The following is a 26,329-nucleotide window of genomic DNA, read 5'->3' as shown; positions in this document are numbered from 1 at the left end:
CCAGCAGTCCGACCATCGGCAGCGCCAGCCACACCACCGCCAGGAACCGCCCCTCCACGAACGCCTTGCCGATCATCGCGACAACCTCGACCGGCCCATGCCCCGCCGCCGCCGCACTCGCCAGTGCAGCGACCGTCACCACCAACAGCGGATTGATCCCCACCACGAACCCGATGACGATGATGACGATCCCCGATAATACCAGCACGCCTCGTCGCCCCTTCACGTCATCGCCGTGCTTTCGTATACGTTCCCCCATGAGGCAGCAACGGTCATGACAACTTGGTCTTTCTGGATCGATCGCGGTGGCACGTTCACTGATATCGTTGCACAGGCGCCTGACGGTACGCTGAGCACGACCAAGTTGTTGAGCGAAAACCCGGAACGCTACGCCGATGCGGCGATCGCAGGCATTCGGCAGATGCTGGGCCTGTCGAACGACGACCCCACTCCGCCGGCCCGCATCGCCGAGGTTAAGATGGGCACCACGGTCGCCACCAATGCGCTGCTGGAGCGTAAGGGCGCGCGGACACTGTTGGTCGTGGATCGCGGCTTTGCGGACCTGCTGGCGATCGGAAACCAGGCACGCCCGCACTTGTTCGATCTTGCGATCGACGTCGCCGCTCCGCTGTACGACGGCGTTATCGAAGTTGACGGGCGCATCGATCGCGATGGGGGAAGGGTATCTTCCCTCGACGAAGCGCAGGTATCGGCACTGCTTGCGGCCAAACGTGCCGAGGGTTACGAGTCGGTCGCCATTGCACTTACCCATGCCTGGGCGCATCCGGCCGTTGAAGCGCGCGTTGCCGAACTGGCGCGTGCAGCGGGGTTCACACAGGTCTCCGCCAGCCACGGCGTGAGCCCCCTTGTCGGGCTCGTCGCCCGCGGTCGCACCACCACCGTAGACGCCTATCTGTCACCCGTTCTGCGTCGCTATGTCGACCGGGTGGCGGACGCGCTGGGTGGGGTGGGGTTGTCGTTTATGCAGTCGAGTGGCGGACTGGCGGATGCTCGGGCGTTTGAGGGGAAGGATGCTATACTGTCCGGTCCGGCAGGCGGCGTAGTGGCTGCGGCAAGGACTGCGGAAGCGGCCGGGTTCGACCGTGTGATCGGCTTCGACATGGGCGGAACATCGACCGATGTCGCGCTGTACGCGGGCAAGTTCGAGCGGGTGCTGGATGCCGAAGTCGCGGGCGTCGAGATGCGTGTGCCGATGATGGCGATCGAGACGGTCGCGGCCGGTGGCGGATCGATCCTGCACTTCGATGGCGCGCGCTTTCGCGTCGGCCCGGACAGCGCGGGCGCCAATCCGGGACCGGCCTGTTACCGTCGCGGCGGACCGCTGACCGTGACCGACGCCAACGTGCTGGTCGGCAAGATCCAGCCCGCGCATTTTCCAGCGGTCTTCGGCCCGGAGGGCGACCAGCCGCTCGACATCGAGGCGACGCGACGCGGGTTCGCAGCACTGGGTGGCGGCGACGATCCGCGTGCAGTGGCGGAAGGTTTTCTGGAGGTGGCGGTCGCGCACATGGCCGCGGCCATCAAGCGCGTGGCACTGGAACGCGGGCAGGACGTAACGGGCTTCGCCTTGCAATGCTTCGGCGGCGCAGGGGGGCAGCATGCATGCCGCGTGGCCGAGGTGCTGGGGATGGGCCGTGTGCTGATCCATCCGCTGGCCGGCGTGCTGTCGGCTTACGGCATGGGGCTGGCCGACCGGGTCGCCATTCGCCAGCGCTCGGTGGAACGGCCGCTGGGCGAAGCACTGGATGGGCTGGCGACCACATTGGGGGATGCGGCGGCAGCGGAACTGGGCGGGAACCCGCAGCGCGTCACCACCGTGAACCTGCGCTATGCCGGGACGGACACCGCGCTCGGCGTGCCGCTGGGCGGTGCCGCTGCCATGCGCACCAGCTTCGAGGATGCCCATCGTGCGCGCTTCGGCTTCACCAGTCCCGACCGTGACATCATGGTCGAAAGCGTGGTGGTGGAGGCGATCCTGCCGGGCAACCCCGTCGTCCCGCCGCCCCTTCCCGCACGCGACGGTGCGCCACCGGCTCCCATCGCCACGGTTGCCGTGTGGACCGGCGGCGCCGAGCATGCGACGCCCATCCATGACCGCGAGCACCTGCGCCCCGGTGATACCATCGCCGGGCCAGCGCTGATCCGCGAAGCCATCGCGACGACGATGGTCGAGCCGGGCTGGACGCTGGAAGTCGGTGCGGGCGGCGAGCTGCTGCTGGCCCATACCGGCGCCCCCGCACGGGCCCAGCCGGATCCGGCGGTTGCCGATCCGGTGCAATTGGAACTGTTCGCAACCCAGTTCATGGGCATCGCCGAGCGGATGGGCGTGGTGCTGCGCAACACCGCGAGCAGCGTGAACATGAAGGAGCGCCTCGACTTCTCCTGCGCGCTGTTCGATGCCGCCGGCAATCTGATCGCCAACGCTCCCCATGTCCCCGTCCATCTGGGCGCGATGGGCGAAAGCGTGCGAGCGGTGATCGCCAAACGCGGCGCGACGCTGAAACCCGGTGACGTCGTCGCGCTGAACGACCCGTTCAACGGCGGCACCCACCTGCCCGACGTGACGGTGATCGCGCCGGTGTTCGATGATGACGGTCGGGAAATCCGCTTCTTCGTCGCCAATCGCGGCCATCATGCCGATATAGGCGGCCTGACGCCGGGATCGACGCCGCCGGACTCCCATACGCTGGAAGAGGAAGGCGTGGTGATCAGCGACTTCCTGCTGGTCGATGGCGGCCAGCTGCGGGAGGATGCGTTTCGCCAACTGCTGGCCGATGCGCGCTATCCTGCCCGCAGCCCCGATACCAATGTCGCCGACATCAAGGCGCAACTTGCCGCCAATGCGACGGGCATCGCCGAACTGAACGCGCTGGTATCGACGCGGGGCTGGCCGGTGGTTCGTGCCTATATGGGGCATGTCATGGCGAATGCGGAGGAAAGCATCCGCCGTGTTCTGTCCCGCCTTTCGGACGGCACATTCGACTATAGCATGGACGACGGCACCCCCCTGAAGGTCCGAGTAACGATCGACCGTGAGCGCCGTGCGGCGACGGTCGACTTCACCGGTACGGGACCGGCCAGCCGTGGCAACTTCAACGCGCCGCCCGCCGTCACCCGTGCGGTCGTGCTGTATGCCTTTCGCTGCCTGGTCGGCGAGGATCTGCCACTGAACGAAGGGTGCCTGGCACCCCTCACGATCATCATTCCCGACGGATCATTCCTGTCGCCCCCGCCGGGCAGCGCGGTCGTGGCAGGAAATACCGAGGTCAGCCAGGCCGTCTGCAATGCGCTGCTCGGCGCGCTGGATGCCTGTGCCTCGGCGCAGGGGACGATGAACAACTTCCTGTTCGGGAACGACGCGCACCAATATTACGAGACGATCTGCGGTGGCGCAGGTGCTGGGCCGGGCTTCGATGGCGCGTCGGCGGTGCACACGCACATGACGAATACGCGCATCACCGATCCCGAGATATTGGAGTTGCGCTACCCCGTCCGCCTCGATCGCTTCGCCATCCGCCGTGGATCGGGGGGCGCGGGGAAACATGCCGGTGGCGACGGAGCCATTCGCGCGATCACCGCACTGGAGCCGCTGACAGTCACCATCGTCGCCTCGCGCCGCACGGTCGCTCCGTTTGGCCTTGCGGGCGGCGCCGACGGCAAGGCGGGCACGCAGCGGGTGGAGCGGGGCGATGGCAGCGTCATGCTTCTGAAGGGGACCGACAAGGTCGAATTGATGGCCGGTGACCGGATCGTGATCGAAACGCCCGGTGGCGGAGGCTACGGCACAGTCGGGTAGAACAGGACCGATACCGCCATCTGGATCAGGTGCAGCGCCGGGCCTCGGCATACGGATATCGCAACCGACTGATGTGATCACGCCGATCACATCAGCCCCGGGAGGCGGCGATCATACCCGGTCTCAGCCGCCGTTCATGACCGTTTGCACCCGCAGGCGCGGGAACACCGCCTCGATCGGCTTGCTGTCGGGCAGCACATAGACATAGCCGCCCTTGCCGCGGAACAGCGGGCGCAGCACGCGGCCGTAAAAGGCCTTGGGGACGTTGATGCACCCGAAGGTGATCCGATTATCGTCCGGCGTCGGCGACAACATGCGCTCCCGCCGCTTTTCCCGAGGCCCGGCGTCTTTGGGGATCGGATGGATCGCAACCGATGTCGCATAGTCCACCCAGAGCACGCGCTCCCCGGCGACGGGCATACCGAACTTTGCCAGGAACCGCCCGGCCGGTGTCGTCTTCTCCGCCGGTCCCAGATCGGCCAGCTTCTTGTTGCCGATGCCCGGACTGGCCTCGTCCCCTGGAGCGATACCGATCAGCACCGGCACCGCGCCCAGCGGCTTGCCCTTGCCGTCGAACAGGAAGAGCGCGGCATTTTCCTTGTCCACCACGGCCCAGGGCAGCGCCCGATTGTCCTTTGACGTGGAAACCCACTGCGTGACCTGGGCAGCGGCAGGCGACAGGGTAATGGCCGGGGCGGCGTCGCTACCGACGGCTTGAGCGGCTTGCGGCGCTTCGGCCCGCGATGTGCGTGCTTCCGCCACGAGCGGAACGGTAAGCGCGAGCCCGGCCAGCGCCCGCAGAACATGGATCATCAGTTGGGCATACTCGAAAAAAGATCGGCCTTCCCTTGCGGGTCGGCCGATCCGGAAACAGCAATACGCTTTATGACGTGCCGCTCGGCACGATCAATGGCGCGGACGCCTGGCGGGGCGCTGTTCCTGCGCCGTCAGACGCTGATCCACGCCGTCCACCCGGCCGGTGAGCTGGTCGATACGCTGGCCGTTATTCTGCGCCTGGCCTGATGCGGCCTGCGCCTCCGCCAGCGCGGCCTTGGCCGTGCCGTCCGTTTCCTGCAGTCGCGCCTCCAGCGTATCGACACGCTGGCTTACCGGCGCGATCTGTTCGCGAACGTAGGATTTCGTGGCGCAGCCGCTGAGGCCGACGGCGCCAGCCAGTGTCACCACGGCCAGCAGGGATTTTGACGCAAAAGCAGACATACATCTTCCACTCGTTAACTAACTGCAACAATCAAGCTGAGTGCGATCGGTTCCACAATCCGGATTCTGTTCGACCGTGCTCGGCGCGTGCCCAGTGGAATTTGCGCAACGACAAGGCGCACCGGCAGAGCGCTTCGTCGCATATTGCGCAGAGGATGACGTCGCTATTTCCCGGACCTGCGCGATGCGGAGGGTGCGAACGGGTCCTCCGGAATATCATCGGCACGCGTTTTGCGAGGCTTGGTCGCCTTCGCTTCAACCCGCTGTGCCGCCACGCATTTGCGCAATTCGGCGACGGCCGCGCCGCTGCCAGCGAGGTTCAACCGCTCGACCGGCACGTCACCGCGCGCGATGTGCAGATCGTTTGACCTGGCGAAATATGCCGGAAACTTCGCCTCGAAGCTGGTGACGAAACCCTGCTTGCCGTCCGATCGCAGGCCAACGGCCGCATGCTTGGCGTAGCCGCCGTTGGACAGGCGGAAATCCAGCTTCAACCGGTCCCTCGCCTTGATCGACCAATTGGCATTCAGGACCGACAGGTGATTGGCGCCGTCCACATCCAGCCCGAGAAGCAGGGTCGTGTCGCCGGCGCGATCATATGTCCGGGTCAGGAAGCAGCCTTGGCCATCCTTGCTGGCCGCGACCGTCCAATCCCCGACATCGCGGGCGGCATAGTCGATCGCCCCCGCCGCGGTACCAACCCCGCAGGCAAGGACGAAGCATGTGGATCGCAAAACGGCGCGGCCGGCAGCGCGTATGCGCCCATGGCGGTATCGAGACGGTAGCATGAACCTCATTTCTCCACCGCGACCCTAGCCCGCCACGCTCCGCTTGACCATGGCCGCAACAGCACTCACGCAGACGGTCCGCGTGCCCGGTAGGTCAGGTTGGCGAACCGTGCCGAGCCCGAGCCTGCCGCATAGATGCCGGGGCGCAGGCTGAGAAAACCGTCCGCGACATTGTGGTTGTAACCGGCCACCTCGAAGGATCGCTCCTTCGTCCACTGGCGACCATCGCGGCTGTGGAAGAAGGTCACCACATTCTCGTCATTCACCAGCTTGAGGTGCAGGCGACGCGCATCGATCGGCGCGCCCGGCGGCCAGCGCTCCTCCTGCCCGATGCGATAGGCGTGAAGCCGCTCAGGCCCCAACCCCAACCCGCAGAACAGCTTCTCGTTATAGAACAGCACCAGACCGGCGGCCGTATCGCCCTCGACCTCCGCCTCCACCGTCACCTCATAGGATCGGTCCCCGGCGACGAAGACCAGGGGCGAGGCGTCGGCGGGACCGCTGCCCTGCCCCTTCAGCGTCAGCACGCCACCGGCCAGTTTGACACGGTCGAGATAATCATTGCCGCGCGGCGCCTGAAAAGCGAGCTTCGTGCCGAACATATCGGGCGAAAAGCCTGACAGCGCCAGACCATGCGCGCCGCCGCTGCCACCCCGGGGCTTGGGCATCGGGCGGGACAGGTCCCCACCCAGCGCGCGTGGCCAGCCGTCTGCGGTCCATTCGATCGGCTCCAGCAGCATCTGCCGGCCTAGCGTGCGAAACCCGTTCTCATACCCGTGATAGACGAGCCACCATTTGCCGTCCGGCCCCTCGATCGCGGTCGCATGACCGCGCGACCACCATGGTTCGTCACGCCGGGCGGTGCGGACGATCGGGTTGTGCGGACAATTCTCCCAGGGACCATCGATCGAGCGCGAGCGGCCGACGACCACCATGTGACTGGTCGGCGGCCCGGCGGTGCCGCCCTGCCCGGAGAAGAGGTAGAACCAGCCGTCCTTGCGCAGCACCTTCGGGCCTTCCAGCGCAAATCCCTCGATGATCCAGTCCTGCGGGATCGGCCAGCCGCCATAGACGTGTTCGATCTTGCCCGCCGCCGATAGCCCATCGTCGCTGATCCGCACCCGGTTGCCGCCGTTGAAGAACAGGTAGCGCTTGCCATCCTCGCCTACCGCGTGGCCGGGATCGATCATGTTGTCGATCCGCATGTCGATCGGTTCGCTCCACGGCCCCTTCATGCTGTCGGCATGGATGACATAGGTCCGGAGCGGGCGATCGCCGTCGACAAGCACGGGTATGTAGATGAAGTAGCGACCGTTATGCTTGGCGATGTCGAGCGCCCAGACATTGCCGATATTGGTCTTGAGCGCGGCGGTAACCGGCGTCCAGTTCACCAGGTCGCGCGAATGCCAGATGGGCACGCCGGGATAATATTGGAACGACGAGAAGGTGGCATAATAGTCCCCCCCGTCCTTCAACACGTTCGGATCGGGGCGGTCGCCGGCCAGCACCGGGTTGAGAAACCGGCCATCGCCCAGATCGGCGCGTCGCTGCCCCTCCACGCCCGCAGGTCTGGGCGCGGCGGACGCGGACGCAGCGGGAAATGCAGCGGAGGCGAGTGCCAGCGTCAGGGCTTGTCGGCGAGTGGTATCCATCGGCTGTCGTGTCTCTTTTGCTGTTCTTGTACGTCGTTCAGGCTGAATGCTTCGGCCCGGCACCGCCTGCGAAGCGATGGGTTCGGGCATGTTCGACCAGCTCACGATTGGACGGCAAGCCCTGGATCGCGAACTGTGCCTGACGTCGAACCTCCGCAAAGGCCCGGCGGGCATCGTCATGAAAGCGGAACATGCCGGCCTGTGCCGACAGGTCGGTCTTCCAACCCATGCCGTACAGCACATATTGCCAGCTGGCCTGTGGGAAGATGTCGACACGCGGATCGATGTCGAACTCGGTCGGCGGCCGGAAACGCCAGCGATCGAGCCGTTCGGCAAGGGTGTCGGGGATCGACGCCGCCGCGACATTGTCGCGCCAGAACGGCGAGTCCCGCCGCTCCGACAGGCAATAATGCAGCTTGATGAAATCGCGCACCCGTTCGTACCGGTGCAGCATGTTCGCATTGAACTGCCGCGCCGAGGTCGCGTGATCGCCGCCCCACGGGAAGAGGTTGGCGACAAGCCCGGCCGCGACTTCGACCAGCGCGATCCCGGTCGCCTCCAGCGGCTCGAAAAAGCCGCTCGATAGTCCGATCGCCACGCAGTTGCGCACCCAGTTCGTTTCCCGGTAGCCGGCGTCGAACCGCAGGCGACGGATCTCGGCATCCGGCCCCGCCGCACCGAGATAGGCGCGCAGCGCCGCCTCGGCCGCGTCGTCGTCCATATGCGCAGAGGAATAGACATGGCCGACGCCGCGGCGCCGCGACAGGCCGATGTCCCATATCCAGCCCGCCGTCTGCGCCGTCGACAGCGTGTAGGACGCGATCGGATCATCTGCCCGCGCATAGGGTATCTGGGTGGCGAGCGCCCGGTCGCAGAACAGCGTGTCGCGGCAGGACCGGAACGGCACGCCCAGCGCCCGGCCGATCAATTCTGCGCGAAATCCGGTACAGTCGATATACAGGTCGGCGCTCAGGACGCCGTGCCGTTCGGTCCGCACGCCACCGATCGCACCGTCCGCATCCAGCAGCACCTCGGTGATCGTGTCCGACAGATGCTCGACGCCGCTGCCCACCCCATGGTCGCGCAGCAATCCCGCCAGGGCGAGCGCATCGAAGTGAAAGGCATAGTTCAGCGGCCCGACATAATCGGGATGGCTCGGCAGCTTGGGCGCACGCGCGGCATCGGCGGCCAGCTTCTGCGGATTGGATGCAGCATCCCAGCCCGTCTCGCCAGCCAGCCCGAGCAGCCAGTAGGGCAGCAACTCCAGGCCGTGCTCCGCATTGGGAAGCTGGAAGGGGTGGGCATAATGGTCAGGCCCCGGCGCCCCCGGTGCGGCGCGCCAGTGACGAAACAGGGCGCCTTGCTTGAAGGTCGCATCGCAGCGACGGATGAGATCGGCTTCATCGATACCGATCGTGGCCAGCGTGCGCCGGATCGTGGGAAAGGTCCCCTCCCCCACGCCCAGCACGCCGATCTCCTGCGACTCGACCAGTTGGATCGATGCGGCGCCGGGCAGGTCCGCGCCCAGCCGCCTGGCCAGATAGCAGGCGGTCAGCCACCCGGCGGTGCCGCCGCCCGCGATCAGAATCCGCTTCCTCATACACCCCTCATTCCGCACTCACCTGCCGGCCACGGCGCCGACAGGTGATGCAGCATCGTCAGAACGAGAGATAGATGCCGGTATTGATGCGCCGGTCGCTCTGGAACCAGCTTCGGCCGTAGATCTTGCCGTCCGGATACCCGCCCATCAGTGTGCGCTGCGTGGCGTTGAGCAGGTTCGTGCCCTGCACACCGAAGGAGAAGGATTCCGTCACCTTGAAGCGTACACCGGCGTCCAGCGTGCCGTAGGCAGCACCGTAGACCGGCAACGCGATCTGGATCGAGTTGGTCGCTGCGGTACCCGGTACACCGTAGAAACCATAGGTCGGGTTCGTACCATTGCTGTTCGTGGACTGCAGATACCGCGAGCGCCACGAATAGCTGACCCGAGCCGAGATCGGATTGCGTTCGTAGAGCAGCGTGGCGTTGAAGTTGTGCTTCGACAGGCCGACCAGCGGCGCGTCCCGCTTCACCACGCCATTGATGTCGCGGTACACGTCACCGGGGTTCTTGCTGTCGATAAAGGTGTAGTTCCCCTCGAACCCGAAGCCGGCCAGCGCACCCGGCAGCATGTCGAGGAAGAAGCGACCGCCCACCTCAACACCCTTGATCGTCGCGGCCTCGTCCGAGTTGATATAATCGGTGGCGGCGGCGGTCACGGTTTCGGTGCCGGTGACGACGTTGTTGTCGACGCCGTTGCTGAGCGCGACGGTGACCTGCCGCTGGGTGAGCGAGAAGACCGTGACATCGGTCAGCCGCTTGTAGAACGGCGCCAGATGGAACGACGTGCCGGCACTCGCATAATATTCGAACGACAGATCGAAATTGTTCGACATGGTCGGCTTCAGCAACGGGTTGCCGGTCTCCGCCGTGAAGTTGGTGAAGACGCCCGGCAGGTTCGTTCCCGAACCCGGAACGTTGGCCGGGTTGGCCGTCGTCGCCACGCCGACCGACCCCGAGGAGCGCAGCGCGTTGAATGTCGGCAGGTCCATGGTGATGTTGTAGCCGAAGCGCACCTTGGCCTTGTCCATCGGGGCATATTCCAGATTCACCGACGGCAGCACGCGGGTGAACTCCGCCTCACCTCCGCGCGGCACGGCCGTGCTGGCGATGCCCTGGATCTGGCCGTTGCGAACGAAGGACGAGCTGTTCTGACGAATGAAGCCGCTGCCCTCGTTCTTGATGTTGACCACGCGCACGCCGACATTGCCCGAAATGCCTGGCCCCCAGGTGGTACCGAACCGCACCAGCGCGTAGCCGGCCAGCGTCTCCGTACGGTTGTCGACCCGGTCGTCGGGCAGCACGAAGCCGATCGGCCGGATACCTGCGGCGCCGCCATATCCGGTCTGGGGGAGAGGTCCGGCCGCAGTGCAGTTGTTGAACAGTGCAGACCCTGGCGCACCGCAGAAGCCGGCGGGCGGCGAGCGGGTCAGCTCGGCCCGGTCGAGCCGGGAAACCAGATCGCGCGAGGCGAACATCAGGTTGCCGGGGAGCGGGATATTGCCGCGGAAGAAGTCCTTGAAGGCATGGTATTCGATGTCGCCCGGCGCGGCGTTGGCATAGGTCAGCTGCGGATCGCCGTTCCAGCTGCGGCCCAGCGCCGACCAGTTATACCCGTTCGAGAAATCGCGCTCGGTGCGCTCCGCATAACGGCCGCCCACCTTGACCGCGCGCAGGAAGCTGTCGTCGAACGTGTATTCCGCATCGAGATTGGCGGAGTCGAGCCGGCCCTTATTGTCCTCGTTGTGCGGCATCGATGCCGACCAGAAATAGTTCGCCGGATTGGCGAACGAGGCCTGGGTTGCCGGCGATACGGTGATCTTCGGCAGATCCCCGGTCAGGTCCATCCCGAAGCTCTGACCAAAGGCGATCTCGCGGAACACGTCGAGCCGGTCATAGATCTGCCGGGAGTCGACCCGCTGCAGCGCGCCGCGCAGCGAAAGGTGGCTGTCCTCCGGCGCCCAGACGAAGGACAGCGAATAATCGCGCGTCCGTGTGGTGCTGTCGACGAAACCCTTGTTGCCGCCGCTGTTGACGGGGTTGGGGCTGGGCAGGAAGGTAGCCTGATCGCGATTGAACAGCGCGTCGGTCTTGAGCAACCCGCCAACCGAGTCGAATGTGCTGCTTGCCGGATCGACCGCCAGGTTCTGCGAACTGACCTGCGCGCCGTAGTCGCTCGACTGGCTCTTGTAGCGCGACTGGAAGAAGGTGCCGGTAAAGGTCAGCGAGTCCGATGGCGCCCATTGCACGGCGCCATAGATGCCGTAGCGGCGATAGCGGAACGCCTCGTCGCCATAGGTGAAGCCGCCCGGAATGTAATAATCCTGGCCGCTGATCCGCGTCTTGAAATAGGGTTCGGTACGGATGAACTGCGACAGCGAGCTGAACTGCGCATAGGCCACGTCGGCGAGAACGCCGATACGGCCGATGCCGGTATCGAACGAATCCGTCACCAGCAGCGATGCGGTGGGATCGGCCTTTTGCGCCAGATCGCCCATGCCCAGCTCGGCAGTGCCTGCAACGTGGAACTTTCCGTTGAAGTCGAACGGCATCTTGGTGCGCAGATCGATCTGCCCGCCCGTGCCGCCCTCGATCAGGTCGGCCGTGGACGCCTTGTAGACGTCGACCGCCGCCATCAGTTCGGGCGTGACGTCGCTCCACAGAATGGCGCGGCCGTTGTTAGCGCTAAAAATCTCGCGGCCATTCAGGCGCGATGCAACGCCGGTCAGACCACGGACCTGGACGCCGGACCCCTGGACGGAGAAGTGGTCCGGATCCCCCAGAGCGGCAAACCGCACGATCGAAACACCCGAAACGCGCTGCAGCACTTCGGTGATCGAATTGTCAGGCAGCTTGCCGGCATCATCGGCGACGACCGAGTCGATGATCGTCTCACTACGCCGCTTGCGTTCATCCGCCGCTTCCAGCGCGGCACGACGCCCGGTGACGACGATGTCGCTACCCGTCTGATCCGCCGCAGGATCTCCCTGCTCTTGTCCCTCGACCGCCGCCTGTGTCGTATCCGACGAAGTGGTCTGCAACTCGGCCTGGGCAAACGCCGCCGCCGGTGTGAACGCGACAAGAAGCGCCGCAAGCGACACGCCGGCATGCAGGCTCAAGCCACGTCCTCTGCGCGCGCGAACATACCCGTTAATCCCCTTCATTCTACATCCTCCCCACGAGGGTCAAAGTCCGTTGTTCTACCCTGGCGCATTATCTGCGAATGCTACCGCTAACAGGTATAGGCACGCTTCGGCCCTACTATCAACTCCCATGTCGAATTTTAGCGAGCTAACTCCGATGCTTGCTCAGCATCTTTCCAAGGTTATGGCGGGTATTTCCCCGAAGTTTCGTCCGTCTTCCTCGAAAGCCGCCCTGTCATCGCTCATTCACTGAGGGGCTTAGAACGCTGATAAGTCAGGTTTTCCGGTGGACTTCAGCTTTTAGGCTCAACGAGTCCCACGTCCTCCATCAAGGATGAAAGGCGCTGGAATTCGGTTCGTTGAATGCCCCCGCCGGGCATCGCCGGTAAGCCGATTTAGCTATCCTGATACGCATGTGTGGGCATTTGCCCGTTTACACGCCCTCGTCTGCGCGGGGATCGGAGCGATGCCGTCGCTTAGTGCCGATCGTGACGATCGCTCACGCCCGCCACGCCTATGACGCCGACCTACGGCTGTGCGTGCAGCGCCGCCGCGATCATCGCGGCAAGTGCTTCCTCGGCACGTTCTCGCGTGCCGGCGTCCTTGGCGACCAGATCATGCCGGACCCATTCGGGCGCCCTGCGCAGGACGGTCGTGATGGTGTGAAGCACGGGATCGGTCATGCCGCGACTTTGACGATTAAGGTCGGTGTGACAAGCCCTTACGACCGTACCGGCCATGATCGGCGACGGCGTGGACAGATGTGCGTCACCTTTTGGCCGGCGCATCGACGCCCGCCGGAAAGCCCAGAATAGCGATGGCACCCGCCGTATCGTCGATGTTCTGGGAGGATCGCCCGGTCTCGTCGGCAAGCGTCTCCACAAGCGACGATACGCGGCCCTTGTCCGGCGAGGATGGCTCTGCCTGCCCGGAGGCGCGCAGATCCGGGCGGCAGATCATGCTCCCCAAGGCCGGCTTGGGACTGGCGGGATCGCATCGATCGCGTCCGCCGATCGGAGCCGTATCAGGTAGACGTTTGCGCGCTGCCGACAGGGTTGGTGTGATCTGAGGTATTTCGGCGGTTCGCGCAGGACGATCGTTCCTGGCCGAGTCGATCTGCGCCACACCTGTCTTGCGCGCCGATATCGACCCATCGACACCGGGTTGCTGCACCGTCGTCGCCCCGGCGATCGCCGGCGTCGATCCAGCAACCACCATGATGGCCAGAAGGAGCGCTGCCTTATCGGCCGGGCCCGGTCTGGCTGATCGCCATGCTCTGCCCGCCGGTCTGGGTGATGCCGAGATCGGGCAGGCCACTGCCTGTCTGCGTCCAGCGCAGGGTGTTGTCGTTGCCGATCTGTCGCGCGTCCATGGCGTTTCCATCGCCTGTCTGCTCCAGTTCCGCCCGGTTGCCGCCACCGGACTGTTCCAGTCGCATGATGTTGTTCGATCCGTCTTGCGACAGGGTCGCCACGTTGATCATGCCGTGTACACCGAACTGCTGGACCGAAGCCGCGTTCCCGCTACCTCTTTGATAGATGGCGACGGACGCTTCCGCGCCATCATCCCGCCGGTTATCGGACGACGGCGCGCCTTGGATCACGGTCGCCATGTTACGATCGCCGTCCTGATCGATCAGAACGACACCGCCTGCCTCCGCCTCACGGGTCACGGCGAAAGGAGCGTCGCCGATCTGGTCGATCCCCACGCTGCGTTCGGGCGGAAGCGGCGCGGCTGCCCCCGCCCCTATCCCCGCCTGCATGGCGATCAGCAACAGGATCGATGCAACATCCAGCATCAGCGCGCCTCCCGCTATTGACGGACGATTGCCGTGTTGTTGAACCCGTTCTGCGTGACGGTCGCGACATTGTCGTTGGTGAGCTGGTAGATGCCGGCCTCGTTGAACTGGCCGCGCTGCGTCACGTCGATGCGGTTGTTGTCGCCGGACTGATCGAATGTGACCGCTTCGAAGTTGCCGCGCTGTGTCACCACCGCCGCATTGCCGTTGCCGGGCTGGCGCCCGTCGATCAGGTTGTCGCGTCCGGTCTGTGTCAGGATCGCCGTGTTGCCGTTCCCCGGTTGCTCCAGCGTGATGACCAGATTTTGCGACGCGGCATCCTCGGTGGCGACGGGATCGAGCGGTGTCGCGCCGCCCGCAGGTATGCCGCCCTGCGCCGTCTGCGCAAAGTTATCGGTTCCGCCCTGGCGCAAGGTCACCCGCTGACCACCCTGGCCACCCTGCCAGCTACTCAGGCGGTTGCCCGTACCTGTCTGCTCCAGACTGGCATATTGCATGCCGGTACCGTGCTGAAAGGCGAGCGCGCTGTTGCCGTCCCCGATCTGCTGGATGGTCGCGACCGATCCCGCCGGGCCGGTCGCCGCACCCTCCGGCCAGGCGCGCTGATGCAGGACCAGCGCATTGTTGTCGCCCTGCTGCACCACCCCGGCGGCAGAGCCCGCCGCCCCCCGCCCCTGGTTCACGAACACATAGCCGCTGGTGCCGGTCTGATGGACGTCCACTGCCGCCGCGGTCTTCTGCTGTACCAGTATCTCGCCATTGCGCGTCCCCTGATACACATTGGCGCTGGCACCGGCCGAGCCGTCGAACTGCTGGATCGCCAGGCGGCTGATGCGGCCCTCCTGCACCACCGTTGCGCTGCTGGCGTCCTGCTGAAGCACGGAGAGACCTTGCGACAGGCCGCCCTGCTGTACCGCGACCGTACCGGCGCCCCGTTGCTCCAGATCGATCGAGCCGCCGGCCACCGACTGCTTCACATCCGCCACCGCGCCCTTCGACGCCGCCGTCTGGAGCAGCGTCACTGAACCGCCGCCGCCATTCTGATCGATATAGGCGATCCCGTCGGTGCCGCGCTGGTCGATTGCCGCACGGCTGGTGATCCGCTGGGTGACGAAGGCGGAGTTGCCGCTGCCGCTCTGGTTGATGGAGGACTGATTATACTGGCCGATCTGGTCCACCACCGCGACCTGCGTATCGCCGGTCTGCATGACCTCGCTGAAGTTGTTCTGCCCGTCCTGCGCGACGGTCGCGGTGAATACCGGGCCGAACTGCACGATCCGCGACACGTTGCCGGCCAGTCCGCCACCGCTCTGGACGACATCGGCGATGGCATCGACGCCGCCTTGGTCGATGCTGCTGTCGTGACCACCGCCATATTGCCCGGTGGTCGCCCTGACGCCGCCGCCATGGATGATGCTGGCGCGCGAACCGGCCGCACCCGCGACGGTCTGCTGGTCGATCGTCGCGCGGGCGCCGAAGCTGCCCTGCTGGATATAGGCGGTATCGGCCTGACCGTTCACCGTCGCCCCGTCGCTCTTTTGCCTGACGATGGCCTCGTGGCCGCGACCGACCTGGATGATCGTCACATCGGCTGCCGCAGCCGTTGCCGTTTGATCGACCATCGCCATACTGCCCGAGCTTCCCGCCCCCGTCTGGTCGATCGTCGCGCTGGATTGGGCCAGTACCGGCGCGGCAAGCAGCGCAAGCATGGAAGTCGATACAGTCATCAGGGTCTTCATGCGCGGTCTCCCTTGAAGGACGGTTACGAAGTCAAAGCGTGCTGCGAGCGGCAGGCTCAGGCGGGGGCGGATCGGCGGATGCCCTGCGCCGCACCTGCATCGGCGGCAGCCGCGCGGCGCTGTCGACCGCTGCCTGCACCTGCTGCGGCGAGTAGCTGCCGTCGCGTTCGCGGTGATAGCGCTCGAGCTGTGCCGCGCCCGCTTCTGGCGAGGCGAAGGCCCACAGCTTCAGGTCGATGCCTTCCATGATCAGGCCGAGCACCGCCTTTTCGATCGCCTGCTGCAAAGCGAGCTGGTCCGGCTCGTTGCTGGTGACGCCCAGTTCCGCCTCTAGCAGTTCCTTGAAGGCCACGAACTTGAAGGTGCTGGCGCTGATCGCACGCGACGCGATGGTCTTGGAGGAGGAGACGCTGGCCAGCACCTCGCCGGTCCGCACCGATACCGCGCGCAGATACACCGTCACCGTGTCCTGCCGATATTCGGTACGGGCACCGATGCCCAGGAAGGCCGCACCCGCGCCCCCGGTCACCGTGTTGGTGTCATAACCGATGATCCCGCCTTCCAGCAGCACGCCGGCGAACAGCAGCGACGGCAGCGCCTCGGCATTGATCGTGCTCTCACCCAGATACCGTTCCCGCATCTCGCGGATGATCTGGCGCTCGCTCAGCAGGTTCTTCAGTTGCTCGCGCTCGACCACGGTGAACCAGCGCCGGTTGCCGGCATCGTGCAGCGCCTTGACGAGGATCGACCCCCCGCCCTGGCTGACGGCACGCGACAGCGTCTGCCCGACCTCGCTGGGTTTGAACTGCCCGGTCTGATCGGTGAAGCCGTACACCGCGATGGCGACCGGCCGCGATGGCGGCGCGATCTCGTTCAGCATCCGCTGCGTGGTCGTCCTGACCGGGATGATCGCCTGCTGCGACGCGGATGGCAGGGAACGGTCCACCGTGTTCAGCACCGTGCAGCCACCCAGAAGCGGCGCCATGACAAGCAGGGTCCGGAGACACATCGGTCAGTTTGCCGTGATGAAGGTGGGGATCACGATGGTGGTGATCCCGCCGGTCGCGTCATCCGTGATCGTCAGCGTCACTTCATCCAGGCTGCGGAAAAACTCCACGGTCTGGCCGCCGAACTTGATCGTTCCCTGATCCTGCGGGTTCTCGCCGAAGATGGCCTCGACGATCTGCGACGAAAGCGCGGACAACAGGCGGGATTGCAGTTGCTGCGCGAAAGTGTTGGCTTGGGCCGCATTGGCCCGTGAGGCCGGGTCGGTATATTTGTTCTGCGCCGTTGCAAGCCCGAGCAGATGATCCCCGTTGAATGGATTGCCCCCGAAGCTGGGATTGACTGGCTGATATACCAGATCCTGACCAGCGCACGGCATCGTTACCGACAGCAGGCACACCGCCGACAAAGCCGTCTTCGCCCCCATGCCGCCCCCGCATCAGTTCACGATATTTACAACCTATCGCTAGGGCTTCGGCATCGGGACAAACACTGGGTATGGGGATTAGTGATCGAAGATAGCTGAATTACCCCTTTCAAACAGGACATTACCTATTGAGGCATTGCATGGACGCCTGCCTGCAATGCAATGCCACCCTCAGGTCGCCTGGTCGGGTACCGGGTCCGCCAAGCTCGGATCCGGCATGTCGAGCGTGGCACGGGCGCCGCACAGGCCGTTCTCGATCGTCACGGTACCGCGCAATTGGCGCGCCAGGCTGACGATCATCCGCATCCCCAGGCTTTTGCGCGATGCGGCCTTGACGTCGAAGCCGTCCGGAAGGCCCGCCCCCTCGTCCGTCACCGTCATCACGATACGCCCCTCCTGCGCCGCCAGCCGCACCACGATAGGGCCACCATCCTCGCCGTAAGCATATTTGATCGCATTGGTGACGAGCTCTGTCAGCATCAGGCCGATCGGAATGGCGGTATCGGCGCTGATCTCCAGATGCTGGATGTCGCAGGTAATGTCATGCGCAGGCGATTGTTCGGACAGTTGCTCCAGGATGCCGCATGCCAGGTCGTCCAGCGCGACGATGCCCACTTTCTCGCCGCGCCACAGCCGGTCATGCGCCTGTGCGATGGCGGTGATCCGCGCCTGCGCATCGCCCAACAGCCGGGCAACCCGCGGGTCCTCGTCTTCGTGCATCTGCAGGTTCAGCATCGCCGATACCAAGGACAGGCTGTTCTTCACCCGGTGGCTCGCCTCGCGCGTTAGCAACTGCTGATGCTCCACCGCCTCCGCCAGCCGACGCTCCGCCTCCTGCCGCTCGATCGCCACCCCGATCAGGTTGGCGAACCCCTGCATGAACGCAAGGTCCGCCTCCTCGAACGTCCCTTCGTCCGCACTGTCGACCTCCAGCACCCCGAAACGACGGCCCGACGCCTCGACCAGCACGTTGATCGCCCGTCGGATCTTGTGCGCCGCCATGAACTCCGGCGTACGGAACCGTTCCTCATTTTCCAGATGATTAGAGATGACGCCCTGTCCGGTCTGCAGCGCGAAGCCCGCAGGCGATCCCAGATCGGTGCGCATCTCGGTCGATCCGACCACGCCCGGCGCCCACCCTACCCCGGTGCGCACCAGCAGCGTATCGCGGTCGGCGCGATATTCCAGGAACTTGCAATATTTCGAGCGCATGCCCTGTGCGCACAACTCGGTGGCGCGTTGCAGCATCGGATCCAGGTCGCGCGCACGCAGTGCCTCGATCCCGAAATCGGCGAGCACGGATTGTTGACGCAGGCGGTAATGCAGTTCCCCGGTGCCCGTGGCGGTATCCCCGCCGGGCGATTGCTCGATCACGGCCATGCGTGCAGTTTTGCTCCCCTTTTGCTGTCGTCAAAGAATAGGCATCGTTGGTTGGAATTTAAACCGTTGTGAATCGTACAATGTCGTCCCCGCTGGACGCGGGCCGCAACACGATCCATCATGCTGAGAAACCATGATAAGGGAGATGATGCGATGCACTGGCGGTATGCGGTCGTGACGTTCGGAGACACCCGCTCGTGATGCGGCGCCTGTTCGCGCTGGCGCCGCTCGCGCTCCTGATGGGGCAAACCCCCGCCGATCCGCACCGGCCCGCGCCGGTCATGGACAGCGTAGCGCCGCCAATCCCCGCCACGGTGAAGCGCGGCGGCATACTCATCTTCTCCAAGACCAATGGCTGGCGGCATATCGAGCATCTGCCCCACTCCAGCCAGGTCATCGCCGGCATGGCGCAGGCCTGCGCGCCCAGCTTCTCCACCGAGAACGCCGCCGTCTTCAACCCGCGCGACCTTTCGCGATTTTCGGTCGTCATCCTCAACAGCAGCACCGGCGATCTGTTCACGCCCGCGCAGCGTCAAGCCTTTGCCGATTGGGTAAAGGCCGGCGGCGGCGTGGTCGCACTGCACGCGGCCGGGGACAATTCCAGCGAAGGCTGGCCGCTCTATCAGCGTGAGATGATCGGCGCGAAATTCATCGGTCATCCCGGTGGTGAGGATCATATTCAGCCCGCAGCGATCCGTATCGAGCGCCCCGAGCATCCGGTGATGGCCGGCGTCACCCTGCCCTGGAACCCGCGCGACGAATGGTATTCCTTCGCCAGCCCGGCGCGGGCGGCCGGTACCACGGTGTTGGCGACGCTGGACGAGACCAGTTATCGCCCGTCCGATGCGCTGGCGATGGGCGCCGACCACCCGATCGTCTGGACGCGCATGCTGGGCCGCGGCCGCATCGTCTATTCGGCGCTCGGCCACACGCCGGAGGCTTATGACGATGCCAATTACCGCCGCCTGATCGGCAATGCGATCCGCTGGACCGCCCCTGCGGCCAAGATGCGCTGCCCCGCCTGATGCGAGACGGGCGGCCACTCCCTTCGGAATGACCGCCCGTCCCGTGCCCTGACGGGTATGGTCAGCGCGTCAGCTTCTTGTAGGCGAGGCGCGTCGGACGGTCGGCGGCATCGCCGAGACGACGACGCTTGTCTTCCTCGTAGGACTCATAGTTGCCCTCGAACCATTCGACATGGCTGTCGCCCTCGAACGCCAGGATGTGCGTGCACAGGCGATCGAGGAAGAAGCGATCGTGGCTGATGACCACGGCGCAGCCCGCGAACGTCTCCAGCGCCTCTTCCAGCGCGCGCAGCGTTTCCACGTCGAGATCGTTGGTCGGCTCGTCGAGCAGCAGGACGTTGCCGCCCTCCTTCAGCATCTTGGCCATGTGGACGCGGTTGCGCTCACCGCCCGACAACTGTCCGACCTTCTTCTGCTGGTCTGGTCCCCGGAAGTTGAACGCGCCGACATAAGCGCGCGTGCCCAGCTCCTGCTTGCCGAAGCGGAAGACCTCCAGCTCGTCGGAGATTTCCTGCCAGACATTCTTGTCGGGATCGAGGTGATCGCGGCTCTGGTCGACATAGCCGAGCTTCACCGTCGATCCGATCTCGATCGTGCCGCCATCGGGCTGTTCCTGCCCGGTGATCAGCTTGAACAGCGTCGACTTGCCCGCGCCGTTCGGCCCGATCACGCCAACGATGCCGCCTGGCGGCAGCATGAAGTCCAGCCCCTCGAACAACAGCTTGTCGCCGTACGACTTGGTCAGCCCCTTGGCCTCGATCACCTTGCCGCCCAGGCGTTCGGGCAACTGGATCAGGATCTGCGCCTTGCCGGCGACGCGGTTCTCCTGCTTGGCCATCAGTTCGTCGAACGCGCGGATACGCGCCTTGGACTTGGTCTGACGCGCCTTGGGGGTCTGGCGCATCCACGCCAGTTCGTCCGCGATCGCGCGCTGCTTGCCCGCTTCCTCGCGCTCCTCCTGCTCCAGCCGCTTGGCCTTCTTCTCCAGGTAACCGGAGTAGTTCGACTCGTAGGTATAATAGCGCCCACGATCGAGTTCGAGCACCCAGTTGACCACATTGTCCAGGAAGTAGCGGTCGTGGGTGACGAGGATGACGTTGCCGGTATATTCCTTCAGGTAGTTTTCCAGCCACGACACGCTTTCGGCGTCCAGGTGGTTGGTCGGCTCGTCGAGCAGCAGGATGTCGGGCTTTTCCAGCAGCAGCTTGCACAGCGCCACACGGCGCTTCTCACCACCCGACAGCCGCGTCACGTCGGCATCGCCCGGCGGGCAGCGCAGCGCTTCCATCGCCTGTTCGAGCTGGCTGTCGAGCGACCAGCCGTCGATCGCGTCGATCTTCGCCTGAAGCTCGCCCATCTCCTCCATCAGCGCGTCGAAATCGGTATCGTCCTGCGGATCGCCCATCTCGGCCGAGATGGCGTTGAACCGGTCGATCAGGTCCGCCACCGGGCGCACGCCGTCCTTGACGTTGCCCATCACGTCCTTGGACGGGTCAAGCTGCGGCTCCTGCGCCAGATAGCCGACGCGGACGCCCTCCGCCGCCCAGGCTTCGCCCTGGAAGTCGGGGTCCATGCCCGCCATCACCTTCATCAGCGTCGACTTGCCGGCACCGTTCGGGCCGATGATCGCGATCTTGGCGCCGGGAATGAACTGCAGGTGGATGTTGTTGAGAACGGGCTTGTTCGCGCCCGGGAAGGTCTTGGTCAGACCCTTCATGACGTAGGTGTACTGGACGGCCATCTGGCGCGCGTGCTCCGTTCTTTGGAAGGGGGATCGGGAAATCGGATCGCCATGTAATGATTGGGCGCCCCGTTGGCAAACCGGCTGCGACTACGTAACCCTTCCTGCCATGACGACGCGCTTCATCGCCGCGGCCCTGGCCGCTTCCGCCCTTTCCTCTCCCCTTCTTGCACAACAGGTTGCGCCGCCCCCGGTCGATCCGCGCGTGGCCGCGCTGCGCGATGCCGCACTGCGCGACGACACTGCATGGGACATCGTGGAGGGGCTGACGACCGAGGTCGGTCAGCGCATGGCCGGTACCGAGGCGGAGGCGCGCGCGCGCGCCTGGTCGGTCGCGAAGCTGAAGGCGATGGGCTTCCAGAATGTGCGGATCGAGCCCTACCGGATGCCGGTATGGGAACGCGGTGCCGAAACTGCCGAGATCCTCGCGCCCTTTCCGCAGAAGCTGACCCTTGCCGCGCTCGGCAATTCAGGGGCCACCCCGGCGGGCGGGATCACCGCCGAGGTCGTGGTGTTCCCGACCTATGGCGACCTGCTCGCCGCACCGGCCGGCAGCCTGACCGGCCGCATCGCCTATGTCGGCAATGCGATGCAGCCGACACAGGACGGATCGAGCTATGGCGCGTTCGGCCCGGCGCGCTTCACCGGTCCCGCCGTCGCCGCGCAGAAGGGCGCGGTGGCGATCGTCATCCGCTCGATCGGCACCGATCATCACCGCTTCCCCCATACCGGCACCACCACCTTTCCAGAGGGCGTGAAGCCGATCCCCGCCGCCGCCCTGTCCGTGCCCGACGCCGAGCAGCTCGAGCGTATCGCCGCCCGGGGCAAGCCGGTTCGCCTGAAGCTGGTGCTCACCCCGCGCCGCACCGGCATCCGCGAATCGGGCAACGTCATCGCCGAAGTGCCCGGCACCGATCCGAATGCCGGCATCGTACTGGTCGGCGGCCATCTCGATAGCTGGGATCTCGGCACCGGCGCGATCGACGACGCCAGCGGCATCGCGATCACGGCGGCCGCGGCCAAGCGGATCATGGATGCCGGTCGGCCGCGCCGCACCATCCGTGTCGTCTGGTTCGGTGCGGAGGAAGTGGGCGGTTTCGGCGGTGCGGAATATGCGAAGGCGCATGCCGGGGATCGTCATGCCACGGCATCGGAAAGCGATTTCGGTGCCGACCGCATCTGGCGGTTCGAGGTGAACCTGCCGGACAGCGCACGCGCGGTCGGTGACCGGTTGCAGACCGCGCTCGCGCCCCTCGGCATCGTGCGCGGCCCCGGCGTGGCGGGCGACGGCACCGATATCGGCCCGACGCTGGGGCTGGGGGTGGCGGGCATCGACCTCAACCAGTCCGGCCTCGACTATTTCGATACGCACCACACGCCCGACGATACGATCGACCGCATCGACCCGCAGGCGCTGCGCCAGAACGTCGCTGCATGGACGGCGATGTTGGCGGTCGTGGCCAATGCGCCGGAGGAAATCGGTAGCGTCAAACCGACACGTTAATCAGTTGAAATGACCCGGTGTGATACCCTCAGTTCGTCGCGAACCTTGCTGAGAGGTGAATTTTGCGGATTGACCGGGGGGAAGCGTGCGGTATTTGAGCCGCTTCGCGACGGCAATCGGGTCGGCCGCGATGATTGCTTATGCTTGGGAGCATTCGAATGAAGAAGATCGCCTTTGTTCTCGCTGCCGCCGGCCTGATGTCCGTGGCCGCCTGCAACAAGTCGCCGGAAGCTGCTGCTGTTGAGAACAACGCAGACATGCTGGCCGACAACATGGAAATGCAGGCCGACAACATCGACGCGCTGGCCGACAACACCGCCAACGCTTCGGAAGCCGCCGTTCTCGAGAACGCCGCCGACAACATGAACGCGACCGCGGACAACGTCCGTGACGCGGCCGAGGCGAAGGCCGACAACATGCAGTAATGCCGCATCGGGCCGATTGGCCCGACGCGATTCTGCTGTTACGGGAAAGGCGCTCCGATCCATCGGGGCGCCTTTTTCATGTCCACGCATCGTTTCCCCGGTTGCGGGATCGCCCCGCCCCGCGCTACGGACGGCGTCGGGGCCTGTAGCTCAATGGTTAGAGCTGGCCGCTCATAACGGCTAGGTTGCGGGTTCGAGTCCTGCCGGGCCCACCACCCCCATTCCCTCATCCGTGGCGATCCGCTAATCTGGATCAATGAAAATCGGGGGAGGCGCTGATCCTGCTGGGGATCATCCACATGCCAGATACGCAAGGTTGGCTGCCGATCGGGCGCCGCTGGCATGGTTGCTGTGCCTGGGCATTCTGACTCGCTTGATCATGATCTACGATAGTCGCGGCACCCTCGTCGTGGTGGAGGCGGGTGAAGCGACACGCGTCGCCATCAGCCTTTCCACAGGCGGCGGCTTTGCCGACGCGTTTCCCGACATGGGGCCGACCGCGCACCTGATGCCGGTGATGCCATTGATCGTCGGCGGCATATTCCGCCTGTTTGGTGCCGGCTCGCCGGCCGCATTGATCGTACTTCTCGTCGGCGCGCTGGCGCAGTTCGTGGCAGTGCTGTTGCTGATCGATCGGCTCTACACCCGGTTGGGCCTGCCGATCGGTGCCCGACGGCTTGGACTTGCCGTCTTCTGCCTGGCACCGATCTTCGCCAAGGAGGAGTTCATCGACTTCCGCTTCTGGGAAGGCGCGCTTGCGGTGATACTGAACTGTGGCGGCCTGCTTGAAATCAGCCGCGTGCGGAACGGCGAAATACTCTCGCCCAGGCGAACGATCGCGGCAGGCGTGCTGGCGGCGGTCACCTTCTTTGTCAGCCCGCCGGCAGGGATCGGTATCGTCGCGGCCTGGATCGTAACCGCCATACCGCACTTGCGATGGCGCCAGGCGGTGCTGCTCGGTGGCTCGGCGGCACTCGCCCTTGCCCTGATGGTCACGCCCTGGGCGATGCGGAACGCCCGCGTCATGGGAACGGCGGTCTTGCTGCGGGACAATTTCGGCCTGGAACTGGCGCTGGGGATCGATCCGGCGGTGGGCAGCGGCCGGCCTGCAAGCGTCGCCTATGAACGCAACTATGCGACCCTTCATCCCTATCGCAGCGCCGCAGCGCGCGCACGGCTGCGCGCGGGTGGCGGGGAGATCGCCTATTCCCGGATGCTCGGGCGCCGGGCGTGGATCTGGATCGCGGAGCATCCGATGGCCTTTACGCGGCTGGCACTGCGCCATTATGCCGCGTTCTTCTTTCCCGAAGTCTGGCAATCCGGTGACAACCACCGGGCGGATGCGCGACCGCTCATCCTGTCGCTGATCAATCTGCTCGGTTTTGCCGCATTGCTGCTCGATGCGCTATCGCGTCGTTTCCGTCTGACGCCGGTCGCCGTATTCGTGCTGGCAACGGCCCTACCCTACGCTCTGGTCCAGCCGATCCCGCGCTATTCCTATCTGGTTTACGGGCTGATGTGTTTCGCCACGATGGGGCTCGTGCACCAGGGCGTGCAGATGGCGTCCGCCCGAATTGCACTCCGACACCGCCGGCGAACAGCCGCCAGCGATTATTCGCTTGGAACAGGTCCGAAATCGGCTGCCCCGCCCTTTCGCCACCGTTCCAACCGGTAACGGGTGGCCGGATGCAGGTTGCCGGGCAGCGCATCCGGCAGAAAAGCGCCGATCGCTTCGATCTCCAGTGACAGGCGTGGTTCGATCACCACATCTTCCACCAGGAATACGGCTTGGCGGTCGCGCTTGTGGTCCGGGTTATGCCGCAGGTCGTACAGGTGCTGCGCGGCGCCATGGCGGATCATTCCCACCTCCTCGCGCAACTCACGAAGCAGCGCGGGAAGATCGTCTTCCCCCGCGTCGATGGCGCCGCCGGGCAGATACCAGCCGCGCTTGTAGCTGTGCTTCACGAGGATCACCCGCCCCTCGGGCGTCAGGCAGATGCCGCGGCTGCCGCGCGTCTCGGGCGTCGTCATTCGCCACCAGGCGCGACGCAGCGTCTGGAAGGCATTGAGTGCGATGCGGGGGCCTGCCGCCCGCCAGCCCGTCCGCTCGATCAGGATCATGGACCGGCGGGTAACGAAACGAAGCCCCGACGCCAAGCGATTAGGCGCCGGGGCTCGCCATCAGGCCGCCATCGCATCCACCGGCGCATCGGCCGGCAGGCGGATCAGATAATCGAACGCCGAAAGCGACGCCTTCGACCCCTCACCCACCGCGATCACGATCTGCTTGTACGGCACCGTGGTCACGTCGCCCGCACCGAAGATGCCGGGCCGCGACGTCTCGCCGCGATGGTCGACCTCGATCTCGCCATGCGTGGTCAGCGCAACCGTGTCGCGCAGCCATTCGGTGTTGGGCACCAGGCCGATCTGGACGAAGATGCCCTCCAGTTCGATCTGGTGGACGCTGTCGTGATTGCGATCCTTGTAGGTCAGCCCGGTCACCCGCTTGCCGTCACCGGTCACTTCGGTGGTCAGCGCGGAGGTGATGACCTTCACATTGGGCAGGCTCGCCAGCTTGCGCTGCAGCACGGCATCGGCGCGCAGGTCGCTGGCATATTCGATCAGCGTCACATGCGCCACGACGCCCGCCAGATCGATCGCCGCCTCGACGCCTGAATTGCCGCCGCCGATCACCGCCACGCGCTTGCCCTTGAACAGCGGACCGTCGCAGTGCGGGCAATAGGTCACGCCCTTGTTGCGATATGCGTCCTCGCCGGGCACGTTCATCTGCCGCCAACGCGCCCCCGTCGCCAAGATCACCGTACGCGCCTTCAACGCGGCCCCGCTCTGCAGCCGCACCTCGTGCAACCCACCTTCCTCCGCCGCCGGGATCAGCGTCTCGGCACGCTGCAGGTTCATCACGTCGACGCCATATTCGGCCACATGCCGCTCCAGATCGCCCGCCAGACGCGGCCCCTCCGTATGCGGAACCGAGATGAAGTTCTCGATCGACATCGTGTCGAGCACCTGCCCGCCCACACGCTCCGCCGCGATCCCGGTACGAATAC

General features: G+C 65.3%; 22 protein-coding genes and 1 tRNA gene. 6 read left to right on the top strand and 17 right to left on the bottom strand.

Going from position 1 to position 26,329, the window contains the following annotated elements; all coding sequences use genetic code 11:
• Positions 1–208 (bottom strand): DUF969 family protein (locus Q0U08_RS05105; RefSeq protein WP_298090156.1); only part of this gene is annotated, 208 nt, incomplete at its 3' end.
• Positions 209–274: 66 nt separating this feature from the next.
• Between Q0U08_RS05105 and Q0U08_RS05100 the strand changes: the two genes are divergently transcribed.
• The gene (locus Q0U08_RS05100; protein WP_298090155.1) at positions 275–3,817 is read left to right on the top strand and encodes a hydantoinase B/oxoprolinase family protein; all 3,543 of its coding nucleotides are present in this window, start codon (positions 275–277) and stop codon (positions 3,815–3,817) included.
• 123 nt (positions 3,818–3,940) lie between these two features.
• On the opposite strand, the gene Q0U08_RS05095 is transcribed toward Q0U08_RS05100, so the two are convergent.
• The 13 genes from Q0U08_RS05095 to Q0U08_RS05035 form a co-directional block, all read right to left on the bottom strand.
• Complete coding sequence (locus Q0U08_RS05095; RefSeq protein WP_298090154.1) at positions 3,941–4,630, bottom strand: hypothetical protein; 690 nt, start codon at positions 4,628–4,630, stop codon at positions 3,941–3,943.
• 93 nt (positions 4,631–4,723) lie between these two features.
• Entirely contained in the window at positions 4,724–5,035 is a 312-nt protein-coding gene (locus Q0U08_RS05090; protein WP_298090153.1) for a hypothetical protein, read from the bottom strand.
• Between the two features lie 164 nt (positions 5,036–5,199).
• Entirely contained in the window at positions 5,200–5,769 is a 570-nt protein-coding gene (locus Q0U08_RS05085) for a hypothetical protein (RefSeq protein ID WP_298090152.1), read from the bottom strand.
• Between the two features lie 119 nt (positions 5,770–5,888).
• The gene (locus Q0U08_RS05080; protein ID WP_298090151.1) at positions 5,889–7,475 is read right to left on the bottom strand and encodes a family 43 glycosylhydrolase; all 1,587 of its coding nucleotides are present in this window, start codon (positions 7,473–7,475) and stop codon (positions 5,889–5,891) included.
• 37 nt (positions 7,476–7,512) lie between these two features.
• Entirely contained in the window at positions 7,513–9,075 is a 1,563-nt protein-coding gene (locus tag Q0U08_RS05075) for a tryptophan halogenase family protein (protein ID WP_298090150.1), read from the bottom strand.
• A 58-nt stretch (positions 9,076–9,133) separates the two neighbouring features.
• A complete protein-coding gene (locus tag Q0U08_RS05070; RefSeq protein ID WP_298090148.1) occupies positions 9,134–12,193 on the bottom strand; it encodes a TonB-dependent receptor in 3,060 nt (1,019 codons plus the stop codon).
• Between the two features lie 551 nt (positions 12,194–12,744).
• Entirely contained in the window at positions 12,745–12,900 is a 156-nt protein-coding gene (locus tag Q0U08_RS05065; RefSeq protein WP_298090147.1) for a DUF6771 family protein, read from the bottom strand.
• A gap of 85 nt (positions 12,901–12,985) precedes the next feature.
• Complete coding sequence (locus tag Q0U08_RS05060) at positions 12,986–13,177, bottom strand: hypothetical protein (RefSeq protein WP_298090145.1); 192 nt, start codon at positions 13,175–13,177, stop codon at positions 12,986–12,988.
• Positions 13,178–13,457: 280 nt separating this feature from the next.
• Positions 13,458–14,015 (bottom strand): hypothetical protein, encoded by a 558-nt coding sequence (locus Q0U08_RS05055; RefSeq protein ID WP_298090143.1) that lies wholly within the window; start codon positions 14,013–14,015, stop codon positions 13,458–13,460.
• A 14-nt stretch (positions 14,016–14,029) separates the two neighbouring features.
• Complete coding sequence (locus tag Q0U08_RS05050) at positions 14,030–15,754, bottom strand: hypothetical protein (RefSeq protein ID WP_298090141.1); 1,725 nt, start codon at positions 15,752–15,754, stop codon at positions 14,030–14,032.
• Between the two features lie 31 nt (positions 15,755–15,785).
• The gene (locus Q0U08_RS05045) at positions 15,786–16,739 is read right to left on the bottom strand and encodes a CsgG/HfaB family protein (RefSeq protein ID WP_298090139.1); all 954 of its coding nucleotides are present in this window, start codon (positions 16,737–16,739) and stop codon (positions 15,786–15,788) included.
• 27 nt (positions 16,740–16,766) lie between these two features.
• On the bottom strand, positions 16,767–17,159 hold the full coding sequence (locus Q0U08_RS05040; RefSeq protein ID WP_298090137.1) for a curli production assembly/transport component CsgF: 393 nt from the start codon (positions 17,157–17,159) through the stop codon (positions 16,767–16,769).
• Between the two features lie 198 nt (positions 17,160–17,357).
• The gene (locus Q0U08_RS05035) at positions 17,358–18,566 is read right to left on the bottom strand and encodes a histidine kinase dimerization/phosphoacceptor domain -containing protein (RefSeq protein WP_298090136.1); all 1,209 of its coding nucleotides are present in this window, start codon (positions 18,564–18,566) and stop codon (positions 17,358–17,360) included.
• Between the two features lie 200 nt (positions 18,567–18,766).
• Here Q0U08_RS05035 and Q0U08_RS05030 point away from each other — a divergent pair, with 200 nt between their 5' ends.
• The gene (locus Q0U08_RS05030; protein ID WP_298090158.1) at positions 18,767–19,591 is read left to right on the top strand and encodes a ThuA domain-containing protein; all 825 of its coding nucleotides are present in this window, start codon (positions 18,767–18,769) and stop codon (positions 19,589–19,591) included.
• A 61-nt stretch (positions 19,592–19,652) separates the two neighbouring features.
• Here Q0U08_RS05030 and ettA read toward each other — a convergent pair whose 3' ends face one another.
• Positions 19,653–21,332 carry an energy-dependent translational throttle protein EttA gene (gene ettA, locus Q0U08_RS05025; RefSeq protein ID WP_298090134.1) on the bottom strand — a complete coding sequence of 560 codons (1,680 nt, stop codon included), beginning with the start codon at positions 21,330–21,332 and terminating at the stop codon, positions 19,653–19,655.
• A gap of 109 nt (positions 21,333–21,441) precedes the next feature.
• Between ettA and Q0U08_RS05020 the strand changes: the two genes are divergently transcribed.
• The 4 genes from Q0U08_RS05020 to Q0U08_RS05005 all read left to right on the top strand — a co-directional run bounded on the left by Q0U08_RS05020 (position 21,442) and on the right by Q0U08_RS05005 (position 24,936).
• A complete protein-coding gene (locus Q0U08_RS05020) occupies positions 21,442–22,836 on the top strand; it encodes a M20/M25/M40 family metallo-hydrolase (protein ID WP_298090132.1) in 1,395 nt (464 codons plus the stop codon).
• 158 nt (positions 22,837–22,994) lie between these two features.
• Complete coding sequence (locus tag Q0U08_RS05015) at positions 22,995–23,261, top strand: hypothetical protein (RefSeq protein WP_112383313.1); 267 nt, start codon at positions 22,995–22,997, stop codon at positions 23,259–23,261.
• 139 nt (positions 23,262–23,400) lie between these two features.
• Positions 23,401–23,476 (top strand) — tRNA-Ile (locus Q0U08_RS05010).
• Positions 23,477–23,640: 164 nt separating this feature from the next.
• Complete coding sequence (locus Q0U08_RS05005) at positions 23,641–24,936, top strand: hypothetical protein (protein WP_298090131.1); 1,296 nt, start codon at positions 23,641–23,643, stop codon at positions 24,934–24,936.
• Here Q0U08_RS05005 and Q0U08_RS05000 read toward each other — a convergent pair.
• Both Q0U08_RS05000 and Q0U08_RS04995 read right to left on the bottom strand, forming a co-directional pair.
• The gene (locus Q0U08_RS05000; protein ID WP_298090129.1) at positions 24,873–25,382 is read right to left on the bottom strand and encodes an NUDIX domain-containing protein; all 510 of its coding nucleotides are present in this window, start codon (positions 25,380–25,382) and stop codon (positions 24,873–24,875) included. The genes Q0U08_RS05005 and Q0U08_RS05000 overlap by 64 nt on opposite strands.
• Positions 25,383–25,442: 60 nt before the next feature.
• On the bottom strand, positions 25,443–26,329 hold an 887-nt coding region (locus tag Q0U08_RS04995; RefSeq protein ID WP_298090127.1), incomplete at its 5' end, for an FAD-dependent oxidoreductase.

Source organism: uncultured Sphingomonas sp., from assembly GCF_946477935.1.
Lineage (GTDB): Bacteria > Pseudomonadota > Alphaproteobacteria > Sphingomonadales > Sphingomonadaceae > Sphingomonas.
The sequence above is the reverse complement of the archived record's forward strand: the minus strand, read 5'-3'. Positions and strand labels throughout refer to the sequence as shown.

What these genes read in the sequence shown, in the direction of transcription:
- Q0U08_RS05100 (WP_298090155.1), top strand. Translation starts at nt 275, where the DNA reads ATGACAACTTGGTCTTTCTGGATCGATCGCGGTGGCACGTTCACTGAT.
- Q0U08_RS05095 (WP_298090154.1), bottom strand. Translation starts at nt 4,630, where the DNA reads ATGATCCATGTTCTGCGGGCGCTGGCCGGGCTCGCGCTTACCGTTCCG.
- Q0U08_RS05090 (WP_298090153.1), bottom strand. Translation starts at nt 5,035, where the DNA reads ATGTCTGCTTTTGCGTCAAAATCCCTGCTGGCCGTGGTGACACTGGCT.
- Q0U08_RS05080 (WP_298090151.1), bottom strand. Translation starts at nt 7,475, where the DNA reads ATGGATACCACTCGCCGACAAGCCCTGACGCTGGCACTCGCCTCCGCT.
- Q0U08_RS05075 (WP_298090150.1), bottom strand. Translation starts at nt 9,075, where the DNA reads ATGAGGAAGCGGATTCTGATCGCGGGCGGCGGCACCGCCGGGTGGCTG.
- Q0U08_RS05065 (WP_298090147.1), bottom strand. Translation starts at nt 12,900, where the DNA reads ATGACCGATCCCGTGCTTCACACCATCACGACCGTCCTGCGCAGGGCG.
- Q0U08_RS05060 (WP_298090145.1), bottom strand. Translation starts at nt 13,177, where the DNA reads ATGATCTGCCGCCCGGATCTGCGCGCCTCCGGGCAGGCAGAGCCATCC.
- Q0U08_RS05055 (WP_298090143.1), bottom strand. Translation starts at nt 14,015, where the DNA reads ATGCTGGATGTTGCATCGATCCTGTTGCTGATCGCCATGCAGGCGGGG.
- Q0U08_RS05050 (WP_298090141.1), bottom strand. Translation starts at nt 15,754, where the DNA reads ATGAAGACCCTGATGACTGTATCGACTTCCATGCTTGCGCTGCTTGCC.
- Q0U08_RS05045 (WP_298090139.1), bottom strand. Translation starts at nt 16,739, where the DNA reads ATGGCGCCGCTTCTGGGTGGCTGCACGGTGCTGAACACGGTGGACCGT.
- Q0U08_RS05035 (WP_298090136.1), bottom strand. Translation starts at nt 18,566, where the DNA reads ATGGCCGTGATCGAGCAATCGCCCGGCGGGGATACCGCCACGGGCACC.
- Q0U08_RS05030 (WP_298090158.1), top strand. Translation starts at nt 18,767, where the DNA reads ATGCGGCGCCTGTTCGCGCTGGCGCCGCTCGCGCTCCTGATGGGGCAA.
- ettA (WP_298090134.1), bottom strand. Translation starts at nt 21,332, where the DNA reads ATGGCCGTCCAGTACACCTACGTCATGAAGGGTCTGACCAAGACCTTC.
- Q0U08_RS05020 (WP_298090132.1), top strand. Translation starts at nt 21,442, where the DNA reads ATGACGACGCGCTTCATCGCCGCGGCCCTGGCCGCTTCCGCCCTTTCC.
- Q0U08_RS05015 (WP_112383313.1), top strand. Translation starts at nt 22,995, where the DNA reads ATGAAGAAGATCGCCTTTGTTCTCGCTGCCGCCGGCCTGATGTCCGTG.
- Q0U08_RS05005 (WP_298090131.1), top strand. Translation starts at nt 23,641, where the DNA reads ATGATCTACGATAGTCGCGGCACCCTCGTCGTGGTGGAGGCGGGTGAA.
- Q0U08_RS05000 (WP_298090129.1), bottom strand. Translation starts at nt 25,382, where the DNA reads ATGATCCTGATCGAGCGGACGGGCTGGCGGGCGGCAGGCCCCCGCATC.